The 15276-nt window shown below is 63.3% G+C and carries 17 protein-coding genes; 14 read left to right on the top strand and 3 right to left on the bottom strand.

Features of this window, described 5'->3' with window-relative positions:
• Positions 1-17 precede the first annotated feature (17 nt).
• Together ACEWE8_RS16110 and ACEWE8_RS16105 are read left to right on the top strand one after the other, a co-directional pair.
• A complete protein-coding gene (locus tag ACEWE8_RS16110; protein WP_003254393.1) occupies positions 18-497 on the top strand; it encodes a chemotaxis protein CheW in 480 nt (159 codons plus the stop codon).
• Position 498: 1 nt separating this feature from the next.
• Complete coding sequence (locus ACEWE8_RS16105) at positions 499-894, top strand: DUF2802 domain-containing protein (protein WP_046785338.1); 396 nt, start codon at positions 499-501, stop codon at positions 892-894.
• A 106-nt stretch (positions 895-1000) separates the two neighbouring features.
• Here ACEWE8_RS16105 and ACEWE8_RS16100 read toward each other — a convergent pair whose 3' ends face one another.
• From ACEWE8_RS16100 to ACEWE8_RS16090, 3 genes are all read right to left on the bottom strand, one after another.
• Complete coding sequence (locus ACEWE8_RS16100; protein WP_046785337.1) at positions 1001-3796, bottom strand: dermonecrotic toxin domain-containing protein; 2796 nt, start codon at positions 3794-3796, stop codon at positions 1001-1003.
• A gap of 122 nt (positions 3797-3918) precedes the next feature.
• A complete protein-coding gene (locus ACEWE8_RS16095; RefSeq protein WP_046785336.1) occupies positions 3919-4251 on the bottom strand; it encodes an EscU/YscU/HrcU family type III secretion system export apparatus switch protein in 333 nt (110 codons plus the stop codon).
• Entirely contained in the window at positions 4248-5804 is a 1557-nt protein-coding gene (locus ACEWE8_RS16090) for a flagellar hook-length control protein FliK (protein WP_395589328.1), read from the bottom strand. Before ACEWE8_RS16090 ends, ACEWE8_RS16095 begins: the two co-directional genes overlap by 4 nt.
• Positions 5805-5937: 133 nt before the next feature.
• Here ACEWE8_RS16090 and ccmA point away from each other — a divergent pair, with 133 nt between their 5' ends.
• The 12 genes from ccmA (at position 5938) to ACEWE8_RS16030 (ending at position 15174) form a co-directional block, all read left to right on the top strand.
• A complete protein-coding gene (gene ccmA, locus ACEWE8_RS16085; RefSeq protein ID WP_046785334.1) occupies positions 5938-6570 on the top strand; it encodes a cytochrome c biogenesis heme-transporting ATPase CcmA in 633 nt (210 codons plus the stop codon).
• Positions 6558-7235: a heme exporter protein CcmB gene (ccmB, locus tag ACEWE8_RS16080; protein ID WP_371316859.1), complete on the top strand. Its 678-nt coding sequence runs from the start codon at positions 6558-6560 to the stop codon at positions 7233-7235. Before ccmA ends, ccmB begins: the two co-directional genes overlap by 13 nt.
• A gap of 46 nt (positions 7236-7281) precedes the next feature.
• Positions 7282-8046: a heme ABC transporter permease gene (locus tag ACEWE8_RS16075; protein WP_046785333.1), complete on the top strand. Its 765-nt coding sequence runs from the start codon at positions 7282-7284 to the stop codon at positions 8044-8046.
• Entirely contained in the window at positions 8046-8222 is a 177-nt protein-coding gene (ccmD, locus tag ACEWE8_RS16070) for a heme exporter protein CcmD (protein ID WP_039601249.1), read from the top strand. The genes ACEWE8_RS16075 and ccmD overlap by 1 nt, the downstream gene beginning before the upstream one ends.
• The gene (gene ccmE / locus ACEWE8_RS16065; protein ID WP_046785332.1) at positions 8219-8674 is read left to right on the top strand and encodes a cytochrome c maturation protein CcmE; all 456 of its coding nucleotides are present in this window, start codon (positions 8219-8221) and stop codon (positions 8672-8674) included. Before ccmD ends, ccmE begins: the two co-directional genes overlap by 4 nt.
• A gap of 11 nt (positions 8675-8685) precedes the next feature.
• Positions 8686-10659 carry a heme lyase CcmF/NrfE family subunit gene (locus ACEWE8_RS16060; RefSeq protein ID WP_177010805.1) on the top strand — a complete coding sequence of 658 codons (1974 nt, stop codon included), beginning with the start codon at positions 8686-8688 and terminating at the stop codon, positions 10657-10659.
• Entirely contained in the window at positions 10656-11192 is a 537-nt protein-coding gene (locus ACEWE8_RS16055; RefSeq protein WP_012315479.1) for a DsbE family thiol:disulfide interchange protein, read from the top strand. The genes ACEWE8_RS16060 and ACEWE8_RS16055 overlap by 4 nt, the downstream gene beginning before the upstream one ends.
• Positions 11189-11665 carry a cytochrome c-type biogenesis protein gene (locus ACEWE8_RS16050; protein WP_046785330.1) on the top strand — a complete coding sequence of 159 codons (477 nt, stop codon included), beginning with the start codon at positions 11189-11191 and terminating at the stop codon, positions 11663-11665. Before ACEWE8_RS16055 ends, ACEWE8_RS16050 begins: the two co-directional genes overlap by 4 nt.
• Complete coding sequence (gene ccmI / locus ACEWE8_RS16045) at positions 11658-12848, top strand: c-type cytochrome biogenesis protein CcmI (protein ID WP_046785329.1); 1191 nt, start codon at positions 11658-11660, stop codon at positions 12846-12848. The genes ACEWE8_RS16050 and ccmI overlap by 8 nt, the downstream gene beginning before the upstream one ends.
• A 12-nt stretch (positions 12849-12860) precedes the next feature.
• A complete protein-coding gene (locus ACEWE8_RS16040; protein WP_039601243.1) occupies positions 12861-13280 on the top strand; it encodes a lipoprotein in 420 nt (139 codons plus the stop codon).
• Between the two features lie 115 nt (positions 13281-13395).
• Complete coding sequence (locus tag ACEWE8_RS16035; protein ID WP_046785328.1) at positions 13396-14334, top strand: 2-hydroxyacid dehydrogenase; 939 nt, start codon at positions 13396-13398, stop codon at positions 14332-14334.
• A gap of 51 nt (positions 14335-14385) precedes the next feature.
• Entirely contained in the window at positions 14386-15174 is a 789-nt protein-coding gene (locus ACEWE8_RS16030) for a PhzF family phenazine biosynthesis protein (RefSeq protein WP_046785327.1), read from the top strand.
• The last annotated feature ends 102 nt before the right edge of the window (positions 15175-15276 follow it).

The following is a 15276-nucleotide window of genomic DNA, read 5'->3' as shown; positions in this document are numbered from 1 at the left end:
ATTTGAGGGCTAGGGGAATGAAAAAGTCGTCTGCACAAGGTTCGGAAGATCCGATTCTGCAATGGGTAACCTTCCGTCTGGACAACGAGTCCTACGGCATCAATGTCATGCAGGTGCAGGAAGTCCTGCGCTACACCGAGATCGCCCCGGTACCGGGTGCGCCGAGCTACGTGCTGGGTATCATCAACCTGCGTGGCAATGTGGTGACGGTGATCGATACCCGTCAGCGCTTCGGCCTGATGCCTACCGAGGTGACCGACAACACCCGTATCGTCATCATCGAGGCTGACAAGCAAGTGGTCGGCATCCTGGTCGATAGCGTCGCCGAGGTGGTCTACCTGCGTCAGTCGGAGATCGAGACTGCGCCGAACGTGGGTAACGAAGAGTCGGCCAAGTTCATCCAGGGTGTATGCAACAAGAATGGAGAACTGTTGATCCTGGTCGAGCTGGACAAGATGATGACCGAGGAAGAGTGGTCCGAGCTGGAGAACATCTGAGTTGATTTTCGAGGTTGCTGTCATCTTCCTGGCGCTGTTGTGGGCGCTGAGCCTGTGGTTCTTCCTCAACTACAGCAAGCGCCAGCGCGAACTCGCTGCCCAGCAGGCCCAGGGCGATGCGGTGCGTGACCAGCGCATCAAGGACCTGGCCAAGCGCCTGGATGACTACCAGAACGGTACCGTGCGCATGGGTGAAGCCATCCATGAGTTGCGCGCGGTGGTGGCCACCTTGCCAGACCGGTTGGAGCGTCTGGAGCAACGCGACCCGAGCAATGTCACCTTCAGCCAGGCGGCCAAACTGGTAGGGATGGGGGCGAGTGTGTCGGAGTTGACCGAAAGCTGCGGATTGACGCAAGCCGAGGCCGAGCTGATGAGCAAGTTGCATCGCAGCGAGTAGTTGAAGCAGCGAGTAGTTGAAAAGGCGACCCAGGTCGCCTTTTCCTTTTCTGTACCGGCTCGTTCAAGCCAGCCTGCGGCTCACACAAACCCAATGAATATGCCGCTCAGGGCCTGACCCAGGAATTGAATCCGCCGATCCTGGCAACCCGGTCAAGCGGGAGCATCTGCCTTTGCACCGCCCGCAAGTCAGTAAGGTTCACGAACTGCCATGAGTGGGTTCGGGGGAAGGCGTACAGGTTGATGATCTGGCGCATGACGCCGAGCTCTGGCAGGTGGCGATCGACCATGTCGGTGAGCAGCCTCGGCCCGGTGAGGCGGCAAAGGGTCTGGGCATATTGATAGAAGCCGTGCGGGTCAGTCTGCAGGGTAGGCTTGCTGTCGTAGAAGCCTGGTTCCTCCAGGTAGCGCGCATGCATCTCTTCGAGGATTGCCCTTAGTGTCGGATTACCCGCATGGCTGCCTATCAGGCTGCTGTTATAGAGGGTGTTCATGCCCATTTTTTCATTGGACACAGGGGGGTAGAGCAGCAGGCCGCTTTCGGTGGTGGCGAGTGTCACGTCATCAAGCCGCTCACCCGGTTGCCCCCTGGGTACACCGTCGATGACCAAAGGGTACTCACCCGGTGCCAGCAATGCATCGTCGATGTCCATGTACAAGCCTCCCTCGTGCTCTAGCAGGGCAAAGCGCAAGATGTCTGCGGCGGAGGCAAAGTTGCTGGCCACGCCGCCGTTCCCGTTGATCGCCGCCTGATACTGGGTGTAGTTGACGCTGCCCCGCAAGCTTGCATAGAACGGCTGGTCTTCAAGTGCCAGTACCTCGACCCCCGGGGCATGCGCTGTCAGGCGAGCCAGGTTTTCCTGGAAGGCAGCAGGCTCGGCCCTGGAAAGATAGAGACGCAGCGCGTACTGCGTATCCTGCACTTTCAGGGCGTTGCTGGCGACGTTGTCGATCAACAAGTCTGGAATGACCTTGTCGCCCACCCACACGTTGAGGATCTGCTTGGGGATCGGGCGCAGGTCTGCGGCGTGTGGCGCGGGCAAATCGATGGGGAGCTCCAAGTCCACGCCCAATGCACGCAGGGTTGCCATGCGCATGGCATTGGTGACCGGACGCGTTCGCACATCTACTTCAACCAGGTTGAGCGAGCCCGGCGTTGCGATGTAATAGGTCGGCTCGACTTCATTGAGATCGCTTTGCAGGCGAAACGCATCTGTTTGCATGTCGTAAAGCATTTCTGCCTGATAACCCCCGATCATTGCGGCTAGCAGGTCAGGCGTACCGTCGTAGCGAGGAGTCCTGATGATTGCCCCGGCAACGGCAGTGTTTGCGTCAGCCAGTGGTGCAATAGGGTCCGGGATATGGAAATAATCAGCCACTTCGGCCAGCGGCAGGTGGGGCGGCGTGATGGGGCTCAATGGGTAGCCAGGTTTCCCGTTGACCCTGCTGGGTAGCACGAAACCATCGTTTTTGATGCGCAGCAGCGTGGGGGCTTCGGACAAGCCGGCAGTGATCAGCGGCGCGGCATTGAGCAACCCGAAGACCGACGTACTGACGCCTTCGGCTTTCTGTTGTGCGCTCTTGCCTTCAATGGCCTGGTCCAGGCCCAGGCCAAACTGGGCGACGCCGCCCAGGGCGAACAGCGGGGCCAGCTCGGGGACCACCAAAGCCAGGGGTGCCAGCAGGTTGATCGCTGAGTTCAGGTAGCCGCGCCACCTGGCCTTGGTCACCTCTCGGTCGCTGGTGATGATGAAACTCGCATCCTGGTAGCTGCGCTGCTTCTGGCGTTTGGCCAAGGTAAGGAACAGGTCGCCCTGGATCAGCGGGCTGTAGTCCTTGGCCTTGTAGTTGATGTAGTCCTTTGGTGGCCAGATGCCTTCTGCCGTGAAACCGGGGCGGTTGCTGTCCAGATGATAGGGTTCTGGATAGCTGCCAAGGCCACATAGGGCAGTGTGAAGGCCGCTGTAGCTCAAACCGTCTTCGCGGTCAGCAAGCGCGAAGTGGGCTTGAAGAGCATCGCGTTTATCGGGTGCGCGGCATTGTTCGGCGAACCAGTCCAGCAGCGCCTGTTTGCCCCTGAACTCATGCAGCGGCGAAGCGTTGCCCGGAATGTAGAGCAGAACCAGGTCGCTGACGGCGTCGTTGATACATAGCAGGTCGGTGGCCGCATAACCGTACACATTCAGCAGCCTGGCCCGCACCCTCGGTTTGCTGCTGGCCGTGCCGTCGCTGCGCAGTACCGGGGCCGCAGCTTCCAGGCCGCATGCCTGCCAGGCCAGTTGCCTGCCAGCGTCAGTGAGGCTGCCTTCGGCCACTTGCTTGTTGCAGGCGGCGATGAAGTTGATTTTTGCACCGATGCGGTAGTGGTCGAAGTGAGCATCCCAGTAGCTGTCGAGCATCGACTTGTAATGCTCGTGCAAGTCCAGTTCCCAGATAAAGGACTCAAAGGCCTCGGCGTCCAGTGGTACATGGGTGCTGGTGTTGTATTGCTGCTTGTCGCTATGCCTGAACAGGCCGTTGTAGACGCCATACGGTGAGTGGTTGTCCAGCAGGCTTTGTTCGCGCAGGCTGTCGACGATGGTCAGCGGGCCATCGGGTAGATGTCCGGCCCAAGGCGCACCGATTGCCGCGCCCAGCCAGTTGTTGGCCGATTCACCTTGCCAGTTCGACAGCACCGCTTGGGTCAGTGTCATTTTCTGCGCAATGACGGCAACCCAGCCGAGCTTGGGGTTGAACTGGCAGTGCAGCGTGACGGCATCGACCCTGTCGGGGTCAAGGTCTATGGTGCGTTCTTTGGCCCACTGGCGTATGGCGTCGGCTGCTGCCCGGTCCGGGCGCGGAAAACCGGCGAGGCTGTCGCGCACATATTGCACACCCTTGGCATTTACGTATTGGTTCTTCATGGTATTCACTTTCGCAGCGGGGAAGGGCTGGCAAAAGTGACTTGTGCTGAGAGGGGGGTGGGGCTAATTAATTGTGGGGTTGTTCACCGGCCTTTAGCGATGCGCCCGCGCGCCTCACCGTATCAACCCGAGGGCAGACGCAATGTTTGCGGGGTGATGTCACGGCTTGGGGCTGGCTCGTCGTCGAAGCCAACAGGGACTTTACCGCGCAATTGCCAGGCGAAGGCGATGATCTCGGCGATGGTCAGGTACAGCGCTTCGGGAATCTGCTCGCCCAGCTCCAGGCGAGCCAGCAGGCGCACCAGCTCGGCGTTCTCGTAGATCGGCACTTCATGTTCACGTGCCAGCGCCAGGATGGCCTCGGCCAGTTCATCGTCGCCTTTGGCACTCAGGGTGGGGGCTTGCTGGCCATCGTAGCTCAGGGCGATGGCCTGACGCGGTTGCTTGCTGCTCATGCGGTTTCGTCCACCCAGCGTTGTTCCACACGTGTGCGCGGCCCTTGAGGCGGGATGCCGGGATGACATTCGAGGTCGCCAACGTCCAATCCGCGGGCCAGAAGGCGTTCACGCAGCGCGCCGAGCTGGCTGTCGATCAGCCGGGCGGTTTGTTCACGTTCAGCCCACAACTGGCCGGACAGCCGGCCCTGGCTCAGTTGCGCCTGCACCTGCAGGGGGCCGAGCGGTGCCAGGTCGAAGGCCAGGTCGATGCGCCACAGCGCCTGCAGTGGGTCCTGTTGTTCACGCTCCCGGTCAGCTTGTTGCTGTGCGGTTTCCTCGCGCTGCAGCTTGACCTGAAGCGGGATGAAATCCAGGCCATGGCGCACGGGTATCTCGGTTTGCCAGGTGGTCTGCAGGTTGCCGTTTTCCAAGCTGCCGGATTGTTGCAGGCTGCTCAGGGCGTGGCTTTGCAGGCGCGAGATGGCCGCAGCGGCGAGGCGCAGCAGCTGCTGCAGGTCGCCTTCGTGTTCCATGGCCTGCAGTAACCGGGAGGGCAGCGGAAACCCGCCTGGCTGTTGCTTCGGGCTCGCCCGCTCGAGCATGCCCAGGGCGCCGCGTGCCATGGTTGGCAAAGCCTGGGCCAAGGTGGTCGAGACGAAGGCAGGACTTGCCGGTGCGTACGCCGAGGCCTGGGCCACCAGCCTGATCAGATGGGCCTTCAGGTCGGTTGCCACGTGTGTGCTCTGGCCGCCAAGCAGTTTCGCTTCAAGGAATGCCCCGCTGTTGCTCAAGGCCTGGGCAAACGCTTTGCCATCGCCCAGTTGGCGAGCGTCCGGCAGGCTGGCCAGCAGGCGCTCGGCGCTGGTGCGCAGTTCGCCGTTGCCGCTCGGGTCGCTGGCTATTCGCTGCAAAGCGTTGAGCAGGCCGGGCAAGGAGGCCTGGCGGCCCTGTTGGGTGAGCAGCTGCTGGGCGATGTTCAATTGCTCCTGACGGCCGCTGAGCGGCATGAAGCGTAGCGACTGGTCGCCTTGCACCAGCGCGCTGAGCAGGCTGCCGACCGGCAACGGGCGCGGGCTGTCGATGGTCAGGACGGCGCCTGCCTGTGCGCTGTTGAGCAAGCTCACCAGCGCGCGAAAGCTGGTGGCGGCACCAGGGCCAAGGGCAAGTGCCTGGTTGATCAGGACCTTGCCTTGCAGGAGGGTGCCGACTGGCACCTTGCTGGTATCGAGTTGAGTGAGGAGGGTGACGTTGCTGGCGCTGGCCTGTTGCACCATTACCGCGAGGCGGTTGCTCTCTGGCTGGCTGACGGTGATCTGGCTGCCTTGGGGGATGGGTTGGCTGGTGGTGACCTGCAGCTGGTTCTGCTTGCCGTTGGCCTGGATCAGCTTGAGCACCAGTTGAAACTCGCCACCTGACTGGCGCAGCGTCAGTACCTCGGCCTGGGCGGTCTCGCCAGGCTTGAGCAGCCCGGGTTGTGCCTGGGTCAGGTTCAGCAGCTCGCCGGTCAGCGCCGCCTTGATCGCCTGCGGGTTGACGACGTTTTGTGCGCCGAGACTATTGATTTCAGTCATGATTGTATACAACCTGTCGAGCCCGCCCTCTTGGCAGCGGGGCAGCGCATGTAATAATGCCGGCCGTCCGCCACTGCCAGTATAACGGCAGCCTGGGGGGCGACTTGAGCCGTAAACTGGATAAGGCGAAACCGTGACCCTTCACCTCCAAGCCGTGGGCCTGGCCTGCGAGCGCGACTGGCGCCTGCTGTTCGAGCACCTGGATTTCGAGCTGCGGCCAGGCGACATGCTGCAGATCAGCGGCCCCAACGGCAGCGGCAAGACCAGCCTGCTGCGCCTGTTGGCCGGGCTGATGCAGCCGACTGCCGGGCAGATCCTGCTGGGCGGCAAGCCGTTGGCCGAACAACGCCATGCGCTGGCCAGCATCCTGCTGTGGATCGGCCATGCTGCCGGTATCAAGGACTTGCTCAGCGCTGAAGAAAACCTGGCCTGGCTGTGTGCCTTGCACCAGCCTGCCACAGCCGAAGCGATCTGGGCTGCTCTGGAAGCGGTCGGCTTGCGCGGTTTCGAAGATGTTCCCTGCCATACCCTGTCTGCCGGGCAGCAGCGCCGTGTAGCGCTGGCCCGGCTGTACTTGCACAGCCCGCCGTTGTGGATCCTCGATGAACCCTTCACCGCGCTGGACAAGCAAGGGGTCGCGCAGTTGGAGGCCCATCTGGCACGCCATTGCGAGCGCGGCGGCACGGTGGTGCTGACCACCCACCACACGCTTGACCAAAAGCCCTCCGGCTATCGCGAACTGAACCTGGGGCAATGGGCGGCATGAGCGTATTCATTCTGTTATTGCGCCGTGAAGCGCGCCTGTTGTTCCGCCGCCCGGCGGAACTGGCCAACCCTTTGGTGTTCTTCGCTATCGTGGTGGCGCTGTTCCCGCTGGCGGTTGGGCCGGAAAGTCAATTGTTGCAAACCTTGTCGCCCGGTTTGGTCTGGGTGGCGGCCCTGCTGGCAGTGCTGCTGTCGCTCGATGGCCTGTTTCGCAGCGATTTCGAAGACGGCTCGCTGGAGCAGTGGGTGCTGTCGCCGCACCCTCTGGCAGTGCTGGTGCTGGCCAAGGTGCTGGCGCACTGGATCTTTTCCGGGCTGGCGCTGGTATTGTTGGCGCCACTGCTGGCACTGATGCTGGGGCTGCCAAGCCATTGCCTGCCGGTGCTGCTGGGCTCGCTGTTGCTGGGCACGCCGGTGCTGAGCCTGCTGGGTGCGGTAGGTGCGGCGCTGACGGTTGGCCTCAAGCGCGGTGGGTTGCTGCTGGCATTGCTGATTCTGCCGTTGTATATCCCTGTATTGATCCTGGGCAGTGGTGCGTTGCAGGCGGCGTTGCAAAATATGCCGGCGACCGGCCATCTGCTCTGGCTGGCCAGCCTTACGGCCCTGGCGGTGACACTGGCACCCTTTGCGATAGCGGCCGGCCTGAAGATCAGCGTCGGTGAATAACGAGTCCCGGGCTCTCAAGCCCGGCTAATACCCTGGATGTACCCTGATGAAAATTAGCTGGACGTGGTTCCACAAGCTTGGCTCCCCAAAATGGTTCTATGCCATCAGCGGCCGCATGCTGCCGTGGCTGACCGTATCGGCCATCCTGCTGCTGGTGACGGGGGTGATCTGGGGCCTGGCCTTTGCCCCCCAGGACTACCAGCAGGGCAACAGCTTCCGCATCATCTATATCCACGTGCCGGCGGCCATGCTTGCACAATCGTGCTACGTGCTGCTGGCGGTGGCTGGCGTGGTGGGGCTGGTGTGGAAGATGAAGCTGGCGGATGTGGCCCTGCAGTGCGCAGCGCCCATCGGCGCCTGGATGACTGCCGTGGCGCTGGTGACCGGGGCCATCTGGGGCAAGCCGACCTGGGGCAGCTGGTGGGTCTGGGATGCGCGGCTCACGTCGATGCTGATTCTGCTGTTCCTGTACTTCGGCATCATCGCCCTGGGCCAGGCAATCAGTAACCGTGACAGCGCGGCCAAGGCCTGTGCCGTGCTGGCCATCGTTGGGGTTATCAATATCCCGATCATCAAGTATTCGGTGGAGTGGTGGAACACCCTGCACCAGGGCGCCACCTTCACCCTGACCGAAAAACCGGCCATGCCCGCCGAGATGTGGCTGCCGCTGCTGTGCACGGCGCTGGGCTTCTACTGCTTCTTCGGCGCCGTGCTGTTGCTGCGCATGCGCCTTGAAGTACTCAAGCGCGAAGCGCGTGCCAGCTGGGTCAGGGAAGAAGTATTGAACAGCCTGGGCCGGAGGGCCGTGTGATGAGCTTTTCTTCATTCGGCGATTTCCTCGCCATGGGCCACCATGGCCTGTATGTCTGGTCGGCCTACGCCATCTGCATGGCAGTGCTGGCGGTCAATGTCGCCGCGCCGTTGCTGGCCCGCCGTCGCTATCTGCAAGATGAGGCGCGCCGTCTGCGCCGGGAGAACAACCAGTGAATCCGCAGCGCAAGAAACGCCTGTTCCTGATACTCGGCCTGCTGGTCGGGGTGGCGGTTGCCGTCGGCTTTGCCCTGAGCGCCCTGCAACAGAACATCAACCTGTTCTACACACCGACGCAGATCGCCAATGGCGAGGCGCCGCTGGACACCCGCATCCGCGCAGGCGGCATGGTCGAGAAGGGCTCGCTGCAGCGCTCGGGCGACTCCCTTGATGTGCGTTTCGTGGTCACCGACTTCAACAAGTCGGTGCCAATCACCTACCGCGGCATCCTCCCCGACCTGTTCCGCGAAGGGCAGGGCATCGTCGCCCTGGGCAAGCTCAATGCCGAGGGTGTGGTGGTGGCCGATGAAGTGCTGGCCAAACACGATGAGAAATACATGCCGCCAGAAGTCACCAAGGCCCTGAAGGAAAGCGGCCAGGCCGCCAGTGCCGCGGAGGCCAAACCATGAATGCGGCGTTGGTGATCCCTGAACTGGGCCAGTTGGCGATGATCCTGGCGATCTGTTTCGCCGTTGTGCAGGCGACCGTGCCGTTGCTCGGCGCCTGGCGCGGCGACAGCCTGTGGATGAGCCTGGCACGCCCGGCGGCCTGGGGCCAATTTGCCTTCCTGGCCTTTGCTTTCGTTTGCCTGACCCACGCCTTCATGACCGACAACTTCTCGGTTGCGTACGTGGCCAGCAACTCCAACAGCGCCTTGCCCTGGTACTACAAGTTCAGTGCCGTGTGGGGCGCGCACGAAGGCTCGTTGCTGCTGTGGGCGCTGATTCTCGGTGGCTGGACCTTCGCCGTGTCGGTGTTCTCGCGCCAGCTGCCGCAAGTGATGCTGGCGCGGGTGCTGGCGGTGATGGGCATGATCAGTGTGGGCTTCCTGAGCTTTTTGATCATCACCTCCAACCCGTTCCAGCGCTTGCTGCCGCAAGTGCCGACCGATGGCCGCGACCTCAACCCGCTGCTGCAGGACTTTGGCCTGATCGTTCACCCGCCGATGCTGTACATGGGTTATGTGGGCTTTTCGGTGGCCTTCGCCTTCGCCATCGCCGCGCTGCTGGGCGGGCGCCTGGATGCTGCGTGGGCGCGCTGGTCGCGGCCCTGGACCATCATTGCCTGGGCGTTTCTCGGCGTGGGCATCACCTTGGGCTCCTGGTGGGCCTATTACGAACTGGGCTGGGGCGGCTGGTGGTTCTGGGACCCGGTGGAAAACGCTTCTTTCATGCCTTGGCTGGTGGGCACGGCACTGATCCACTCGCTGGCGGTGACGGAAAAACGCGGCGTGTTCAAGAGCTGGACCGTGCTGCTGGCGATTGCCGCGTTCTCGCTGAGCCTGCTGGGGACGTTCCTGGTGCGTTCCGGCGTGCTGACCTCGGTGCATGCGTTCGCCTCCGACCCTTCACGTGGCGTGTTCATCCTGATCTTCCTGCTGTTCGTGGTCGGTGGTTCGCTGACCCTGTTCGCCCTGCGTGCCCCAGTGGTCAAAAGCCAGGTGGGCTTTGCCCTGTGGTCGCGCGAGACGCTGCTGCTGGCCAACAACCTGGTGCTGGTGGTGGCGGCTTCGATGATCCTGCTCGGCACCCTCTACCCGTTGGTGCTCGATGCCCTGACCGGGGCCAAGCTGTCGGTGGGCCCGCCGTACTTCGATGCCTTGTTCCTGCCGCTGATGGCACTGCTGATGGTGGTGCTCGGCATCGGTGTGGTGGTGCGCTGGAAGGACACCCCAGGCAAGTGGCTGGCGAGCATGATGACGCCGGTACTGATCGCGAGCGCAGTGCTGGCGCCAGTGGCCGGTTTCATCGTCGACGACTTCGACTGGCCGACCCTGACCGCTTTTGCCCTGGCAGCCTGGGTGGTGCTCAGCGGGTTGCGCGACATTTTCGACAAGACCCGCCACAAGGGCCTGGCCAAAGGCGTGCGTGGCCTGACGCGCAGCTACTGGGGCATGCAACTGGCGCACTTGGGGCTTGCGGTGTGCGCCCTTGGCGTGGTGCTGTCGAGCAACAACAGTGCCGAGCGTGACCTGCGCCTGGCCCCGGGTGAAAGCGTGGAGCTGGGTGGTTATCAGTTCCTGTTCCAGGGCGCCAAGCACTTCGAAGGGCCGAACTTCATTTCCGACAAGGGCACCGTCGTCGTCAGCCGTGATGGCCGAGAGGTGACCACGCTGCACCCAGAGAAGCGGCTCTATACCGTGCAGCAGTCGATGATGACCGAGGCCGGCATCGATGCCGGTTTCACCCGCGACCTGTACGTTGCCTTGGGCGAGCCGCTGGACAACGGCGCCTGGGCCGTGCGCGTGCATATCAAGCCTTACGTCCGCTGGATCTGGCTGGGCGGTCTTTTGACTGGCCTGGGCGGTTTGCTGGCGGCCCTCGACCGGCGCTACCGCGTCAAGGTCAAGACCCGGGTGCGTGATGTCCTGGGCGTGTCTGGAGCAGCTGCATGAAGCGTTGGATCATGGTGGTGCCACTGGCGGTATTCCTGCTGTTGGCCGTTTTCCTCTACAAGGGCCTGTTCCTCAAGCCCGACGAGCTGCCCTCGGCAATGATCGGCAAGCCGTTCCCGGCGTTTTCCCTGGCCTCGACCCAGGGCGATCGCACCCTGACCCAGGCCGACCTGCAAGGCCGCCCGGCGCTGGTCAACGTATGGGCCACCTGGTGCCCGTCGTGCAAGGTCGAGCACCCTTACCTCAACCAGCTTGCCGGGCAGGGCGTGGTGATCTACGGCATCAACTACAAGGACGACAATGCTGCCGCCCTGAAGTGGCTGGCCGAGTTCCACAACCCGTACCAGCTGGATATTCGCGACGAGCAGGGCAGCCTGGGCCTGGACCTGGGCGTCTATGGCGCGCCGGAAACCTTCCTGATCGACGCCAAGGGCATCATCCGCTACAAGCATGTGGGCGTCGTCGATGCCACCGTGTGGCGCGAGCAACTGGCACCGCTGTATCAGGGCCTGGTCGACGAGGCCAAGCCATGAGGCGCTGGCTTGCGGCCGTAGTACTGGGTTTGAGTGTTGCCGGCATGGCCAGGGCGGCCATCGATACGTACCAGTTCCGCGACGACGCCGAGCGTGGGCGTTATCAGCAACTGACCAAGGAACTGCGCTGCCCCAAGTGCCAGAACCAGGACATCGCCGACTCCAACGCACCGATTGCCGCCGACCTGCGCCGCGAGATCTTCCGCATGCTGGGCGAAGGCAAGAGCAATCAGCAGATCGTCGACTTCATGGTCGACCGCTATGGCGACTTCGTGCGCTACAAGCCTGCCCTCACTGGGCGTACCTGGCTGCTCTGGTTCGGCCCGGGCATTCTGCTGGTCGGTGGCTTTGCGGTGCTGGCGGTGATTGTCCGCCGCCGCCGTGTGCCGGCTACCCAAGGCTCGCACGAGTTGTCTCTCGAAGAACGCGAGCGTCTCGCCAAACTGCTGGATAAAGAACAGAACCATGACTGAATTCTGGCTTGGTGCGGGCCTGCTGCTGCTCGCCGCCCTCGGCTTTCTGCTGATCCCGACCCTGCGTGGCCGTCGCCAGCAGCAGGAAGAAGACCGTACTGCGCTGAACGTGGCGCTGTATCAGGAACGTGTCGCCGAACTGGCTGCCCAACAGGCCGCCGGTGTGCTGGATGACGCGCAACTGGCCAGCGGCCGCGATGAGGCCGCCCGTGAACTGCTGGCCGATACCGAAGGCGCCGAAGCGCCGCGCCAGGGGCACTTGGGCAAGGTGCTGCCACTGCTGGCCGCAGTACTGGTGCCGGTGGTGGCGCTTGGTCTGTATCTGCACTTTGGTGCTGCGGACAAAGTGGAGCTGACTCAGGAGTTCGCTGCTGCGCCCAAGACGATGGAAGAAATGACCACGCGCCTTGAGCGCGCCGTCCAGGCTCAGCCGGATTCGGCCGAAGGCCTGTATTTCCTAGGCCGCGCCTACATGGCCGAACAGCGCCCGGCAGATGCGGCCAAGGCCTACGAGCGCGCCGTGGCCCTGGCCGGTCGCCAGCCCGAATTGCTCGGCCAATGGGCCCAGGCCCTGTATTTCGCTGCCAACAAGCAGTGGAGCGCACAGGTGCAGGCGCTGACCGACGAGGCGCTCAAGGCCGACCCGAACGAAGTGACCAGCCTTGGCCTGCGCGGCATTGCGGCCTTTGAGGGCGAGCGCTACCAGGAAGCCATCGACTACTGGAACCGCCTGCTGGCGCAGTTGCCTGAGGGCGATGCCTCGCGGGCGGCCTTGCAAGGCGGCATCGACCGTGCGGCAGAGCGCCTGGGTGGCAATACCGGCAAGCCCGAGACCCCGGTGGCGGCACGCCTGAAGGTGCGGGTAGAGCTTGCACCGGCGCTCAAGGACAAGGTCAAGCCCGACGACACTGTGTTCATCTTCGCCCGCGCCACCAGCGGCCCGCCCATGCCGCTGGCGGCCAAACGGGTGACCGTTGCCCAATTGCCGCTGGAGGTAGAATTGTCTGACGCCGATGCGATGATGCCGCAGATGAAACTGTCCGACTTCGCCGAAGTCCAATTGGTTGCAAGGGTATCGCGCGCAGGCCAGCCCACCCATGGTGAGTGGATCGGCCAGGGCGCACCGCTGCCCAGCAAGACCCAGGCCACCCAGCTCCTGACCATCGACAGCCCCGACCCGTAAGAGAACCCTGCCATGCGAAACGCCGTCCGCCTGACCCTGATCACCCTGGCCCTGGGTTTGTCTGCGTGTACGGTGCGCGAGCCGTACGAACAGCCGGCGCCACCGATCGAAACGGTGCCGCCGCACAAGGGGCCGGTGGTCAAGCCACTGCCTGGCGGCCAACCGGCCACGCAGCCGAGCAAACCGGCAGCGACCCCCAAACCGATGCCGCGGACCTCCGCAAGCTTTGCACCGCCGCCGGGGGGCGCCAGCCATTGGGATCCGAAACTGGGTGTTTATGTATTGGAGAAGAAGCCCAATACGTTCTATCGGCAGCGCACCTACTACCGTTATGACAATGGCTGGAGCTGGTCTTTGAGCCCGGATGGCCCGTGGCAGGAGACCGACAGCAGTGGTGTACCCGGTGGGCTGGGCCGGGCGTTCGCTCAGTAATGGTTTTGCCGTTTTCGGCCAACCGATACAGTACAGTTGACCCGCGATTTACAGATTGACTGTACCGCCCGCCGACTCCGCATAATGCCCCTTCGAATTTGAGCCGGAGGGGTGCATGAGCAAGACAGTCCTGGTTTTGGTGGAAACCGTCGATGATTACCTGCCCCTGCTCGAACAGGCCGGCTACCGGCTGATCCGTGCACCGTCCGCGCCACTGCGTGCCGACGCCATTCAGCGCCAGGGCGCTGAGATCGATGCGGTGCTTACCCGCGGCCCGCTGGGCCTGACCGCTGTGGAAATCCAAGCGTTGCCCAACTTGCAGATCATCTGCGTGATCGGCGCCGGTTACGAACACGTCGACCTGGCCGCCGCCGCTGCCCGTGGCATTACCGTCACCAATGGCGCGGGTGCCAATGCCGCCGCCGTGGCCGACCACACCCTGGCGATGCTGCTGGCCCTGCTGCGCGACATTCCCCGCGCCGATGCCGGTATCCGCCGCGGCGAGTGGCACCGGGTCATCAGCCCCTCGGTTAGTGGCAAGCGCCTCGGCATCCTCGGCCTGGGCGCAGTTGGCCTGGCTATCGCCAAACGTGCCAGCCTCGGCTTCGACATGAACATCAGCTACCACAGCCGCACACCGCGCCAGGGCGTGCCTTACACCTGGTACGACAGCCCGTTGCACCTGGCCGATGCCGTCGACATTCTGGTCGTGGCCACCCCGGGCGGTGCCAATACGCACCATCTGGTCGATGCTCGGGTGCTCGAGGCTTTGGGCCCCGAGGGCTATTTGGTGAACATCGCCCGTGCCAGCGTGGTGGATACCCAGGCCCTGGTCGGCGCGCTGCAGCGCGGGCAAGTTGCGGGTGCAGCACTTGATGTGTTCGATGACGAACCGGCCGTGCCCGATGCCCTCAAGGCCCTCGGCAATACGGTGCTCACCCCGCATGTGGCCGGGCAATCCCCTGAAGCGGCGCGCGACACGGTGGCCTTGGTCCTGCGCAATCTACAGGCCTTCTTTGCCGGCGAACCGGTACTCACACCAGTCCATCCGTAACCTTCGTTTAAGTTTCTGCCCGGCGCTGCCCGGGCCACAAGGAGTGTTCGCATGCAACTCGAGATCTTCCAGGTCGATGCCTTTTCCGCCGAACCGTTCGGTGGCAACCCGGCAGCAGTGATCGCGCTTGAAAGCTGGCTGCCTGATGACGTGCTGCAGCGTATCGCCGAAGAGAACAACCTCTCCGAAACCGCCTATTTCGTGCGCAATGGCGAAACCTTCGACCTGCGCTGGTTCACCCCGGCGGTGGAGGTCGAGCTGTGTGGCCATGCCACTTTGGCGTCGGCCTATGTGCTGTTCGAGCAGTTGGGCGAGCAGGCAGAAGTACTGCGCTTCAACACCCGCAGCGGTGAATTGCGGGTTAGCCGCGGGGCCGACGGCTTGCTGGCCATGGACTTCCCGGCCAAGCAGCCGCTGGCCGTCGAGGCGCCCGCCGGTTTGCTGAAGGCGCTGGGGTTGAGCGGGGCGAGTGCGGTGTATCAGTCCGACGACTATGTCGTGATGATCGATGACGCCTCGCTTTTGGACCCGCTGCAGCCTGACTTCGTCGCCTTGTCGGCCTTCGATGTGCGTGGCATCGCCGTGACCGCGCCCGGGCGCGGATACGATTTCGTCACGCGCTGGTTCGGCCCGCGAGTCGGTGTCAACGAAGACCCGGTCACAGGTTCTGCGCACACCTCGCTTGCGCCTTTGTGGGCGCAGCGGTTGGGCAAGCGCACCCTGACCTGCGAGCAGGGCGGCGCGCGCAAGGGCCAGCTGCACTGTGAGGTGCCAGGTAATGGCCGAGTGATCATCAGCGGGCGGGCGGCGTTGTACCTGCGCGGTACTGTCTACATCTAGACGTTTGTGTAGTCCACTGTAGGAGCGGCCTTGTGTCGCGATGGGCTGCAAAGCAGCCCCCTGGTTTAATGATGATTGCGTAACTCGAGAGGCCGCGTTGCG

The organism is Pseudomonas sp. TR47 (assembly GCF_044143025.1).
Lineage (GTDB): Bacteria > Pseudomonadota > Gammaproteobacteria > Pseudomonadales > Pseudomonadaceae > Aquipseudomonas > Aquipseudomonas putida_E.
This window is presented reverse-complemented; position numbering and strand designations above follow the sequence as displayed.

What these genes read in the sequence shown, in the direction of transcription:
- ACEWE8_RS16110 (WP_003254393.1), top strand. Translation starts at nt 18, where the DNA reads ATGAAAAAGTCGTCTGCACAAGGTTCGGAAGATCCGATTCTGCAATGG.
- ACEWE8_RS16100 (WP_046785337.1), bottom strand. Translation starts at nt 3,796, where the DNA reads ATGAAGAACCAATACGTAAATGCCAAGGGTGTGCAATATGTGCGCGAC.
- ACEWE8_RS16095 (WP_046785336.1), bottom strand. Translation starts at nt 4,251, where the DNA reads ATGAGCAGCAAGCAACCGCGTCAGGCCATCGCCCTGAGCTACGATGGC.
- ACEWE8_RS16090 (WP_395589328.1), bottom strand. Translation starts at nt 5,804, where the DNA reads ATGACTGAAATCAATAGTCTCGGCGCACAAAACGTCGTCAACCCGCAG.
- ccmB (WP_371316859.1), top strand. Translation starts at nt 6,558, where the DNA reads ATGGGCGGCATGAGCGTATTCATTCTGTTATTGCGCCGTGAAGCGCGC.
- ACEWE8_RS16075 (WP_046785333.1), top strand. Translation starts at nt 7,282, where the DNA reads ATGAAAATTAGCTGGACGTGGTTCCACAAGCTTGGCTCCCCAAAATGG.
- ccmD (WP_039601249.1), top strand. Translation starts at nt 8,046, where the DNA reads ATGAGCTTTTCTTCATTCGGCGATTTCCTCGCCATGGGCCACCATGGC.
- ACEWE8_RS16055 (WP_012315479.1), top strand. Translation starts at nt 10,656, where the DNA reads ATGAAGCGTTGGATCATGGTGGTGCCACTGGCGGTATTCCTGCTGTTG.
- ACEWE8_RS16050 (WP_046785330.1), top strand. Translation starts at nt 11,189, where the DNA reads ATGAGGCGCTGGCTTGCGGCCGTAGTACTGGGTTTGAGTGTTGCCGGC.
- ccmI (WP_046785329.1), top strand. Translation starts at nt 11,658, where the DNA reads ATGACTGAATTCTGGCTTGGTGCGGGCCTGCTGCTGCTCGCCGCCCTC.
- ACEWE8_RS16040 (WP_039601243.1), top strand. Translation starts at nt 12,861, where the DNA reads ATGCGAAACGCCGTCCGCCTGACCCTGATCACCCTGGCCCTGGGTTTG.
- ACEWE8_RS16035 (WP_046785328.1), top strand. Translation starts at nt 13,396, where the DNA reads ATGAGCAAGACAGTCCTGGTTTTGGTGGAAACCGTCGATGATTACCTG.
- ACEWE8_RS16030 (WP_046785327.1), top strand. Translation starts at nt 14,386, where the DNA reads ATGCAACTCGAGATCTTCCAGGTCGATGCCTTTTCCGCCGAACCGTTC.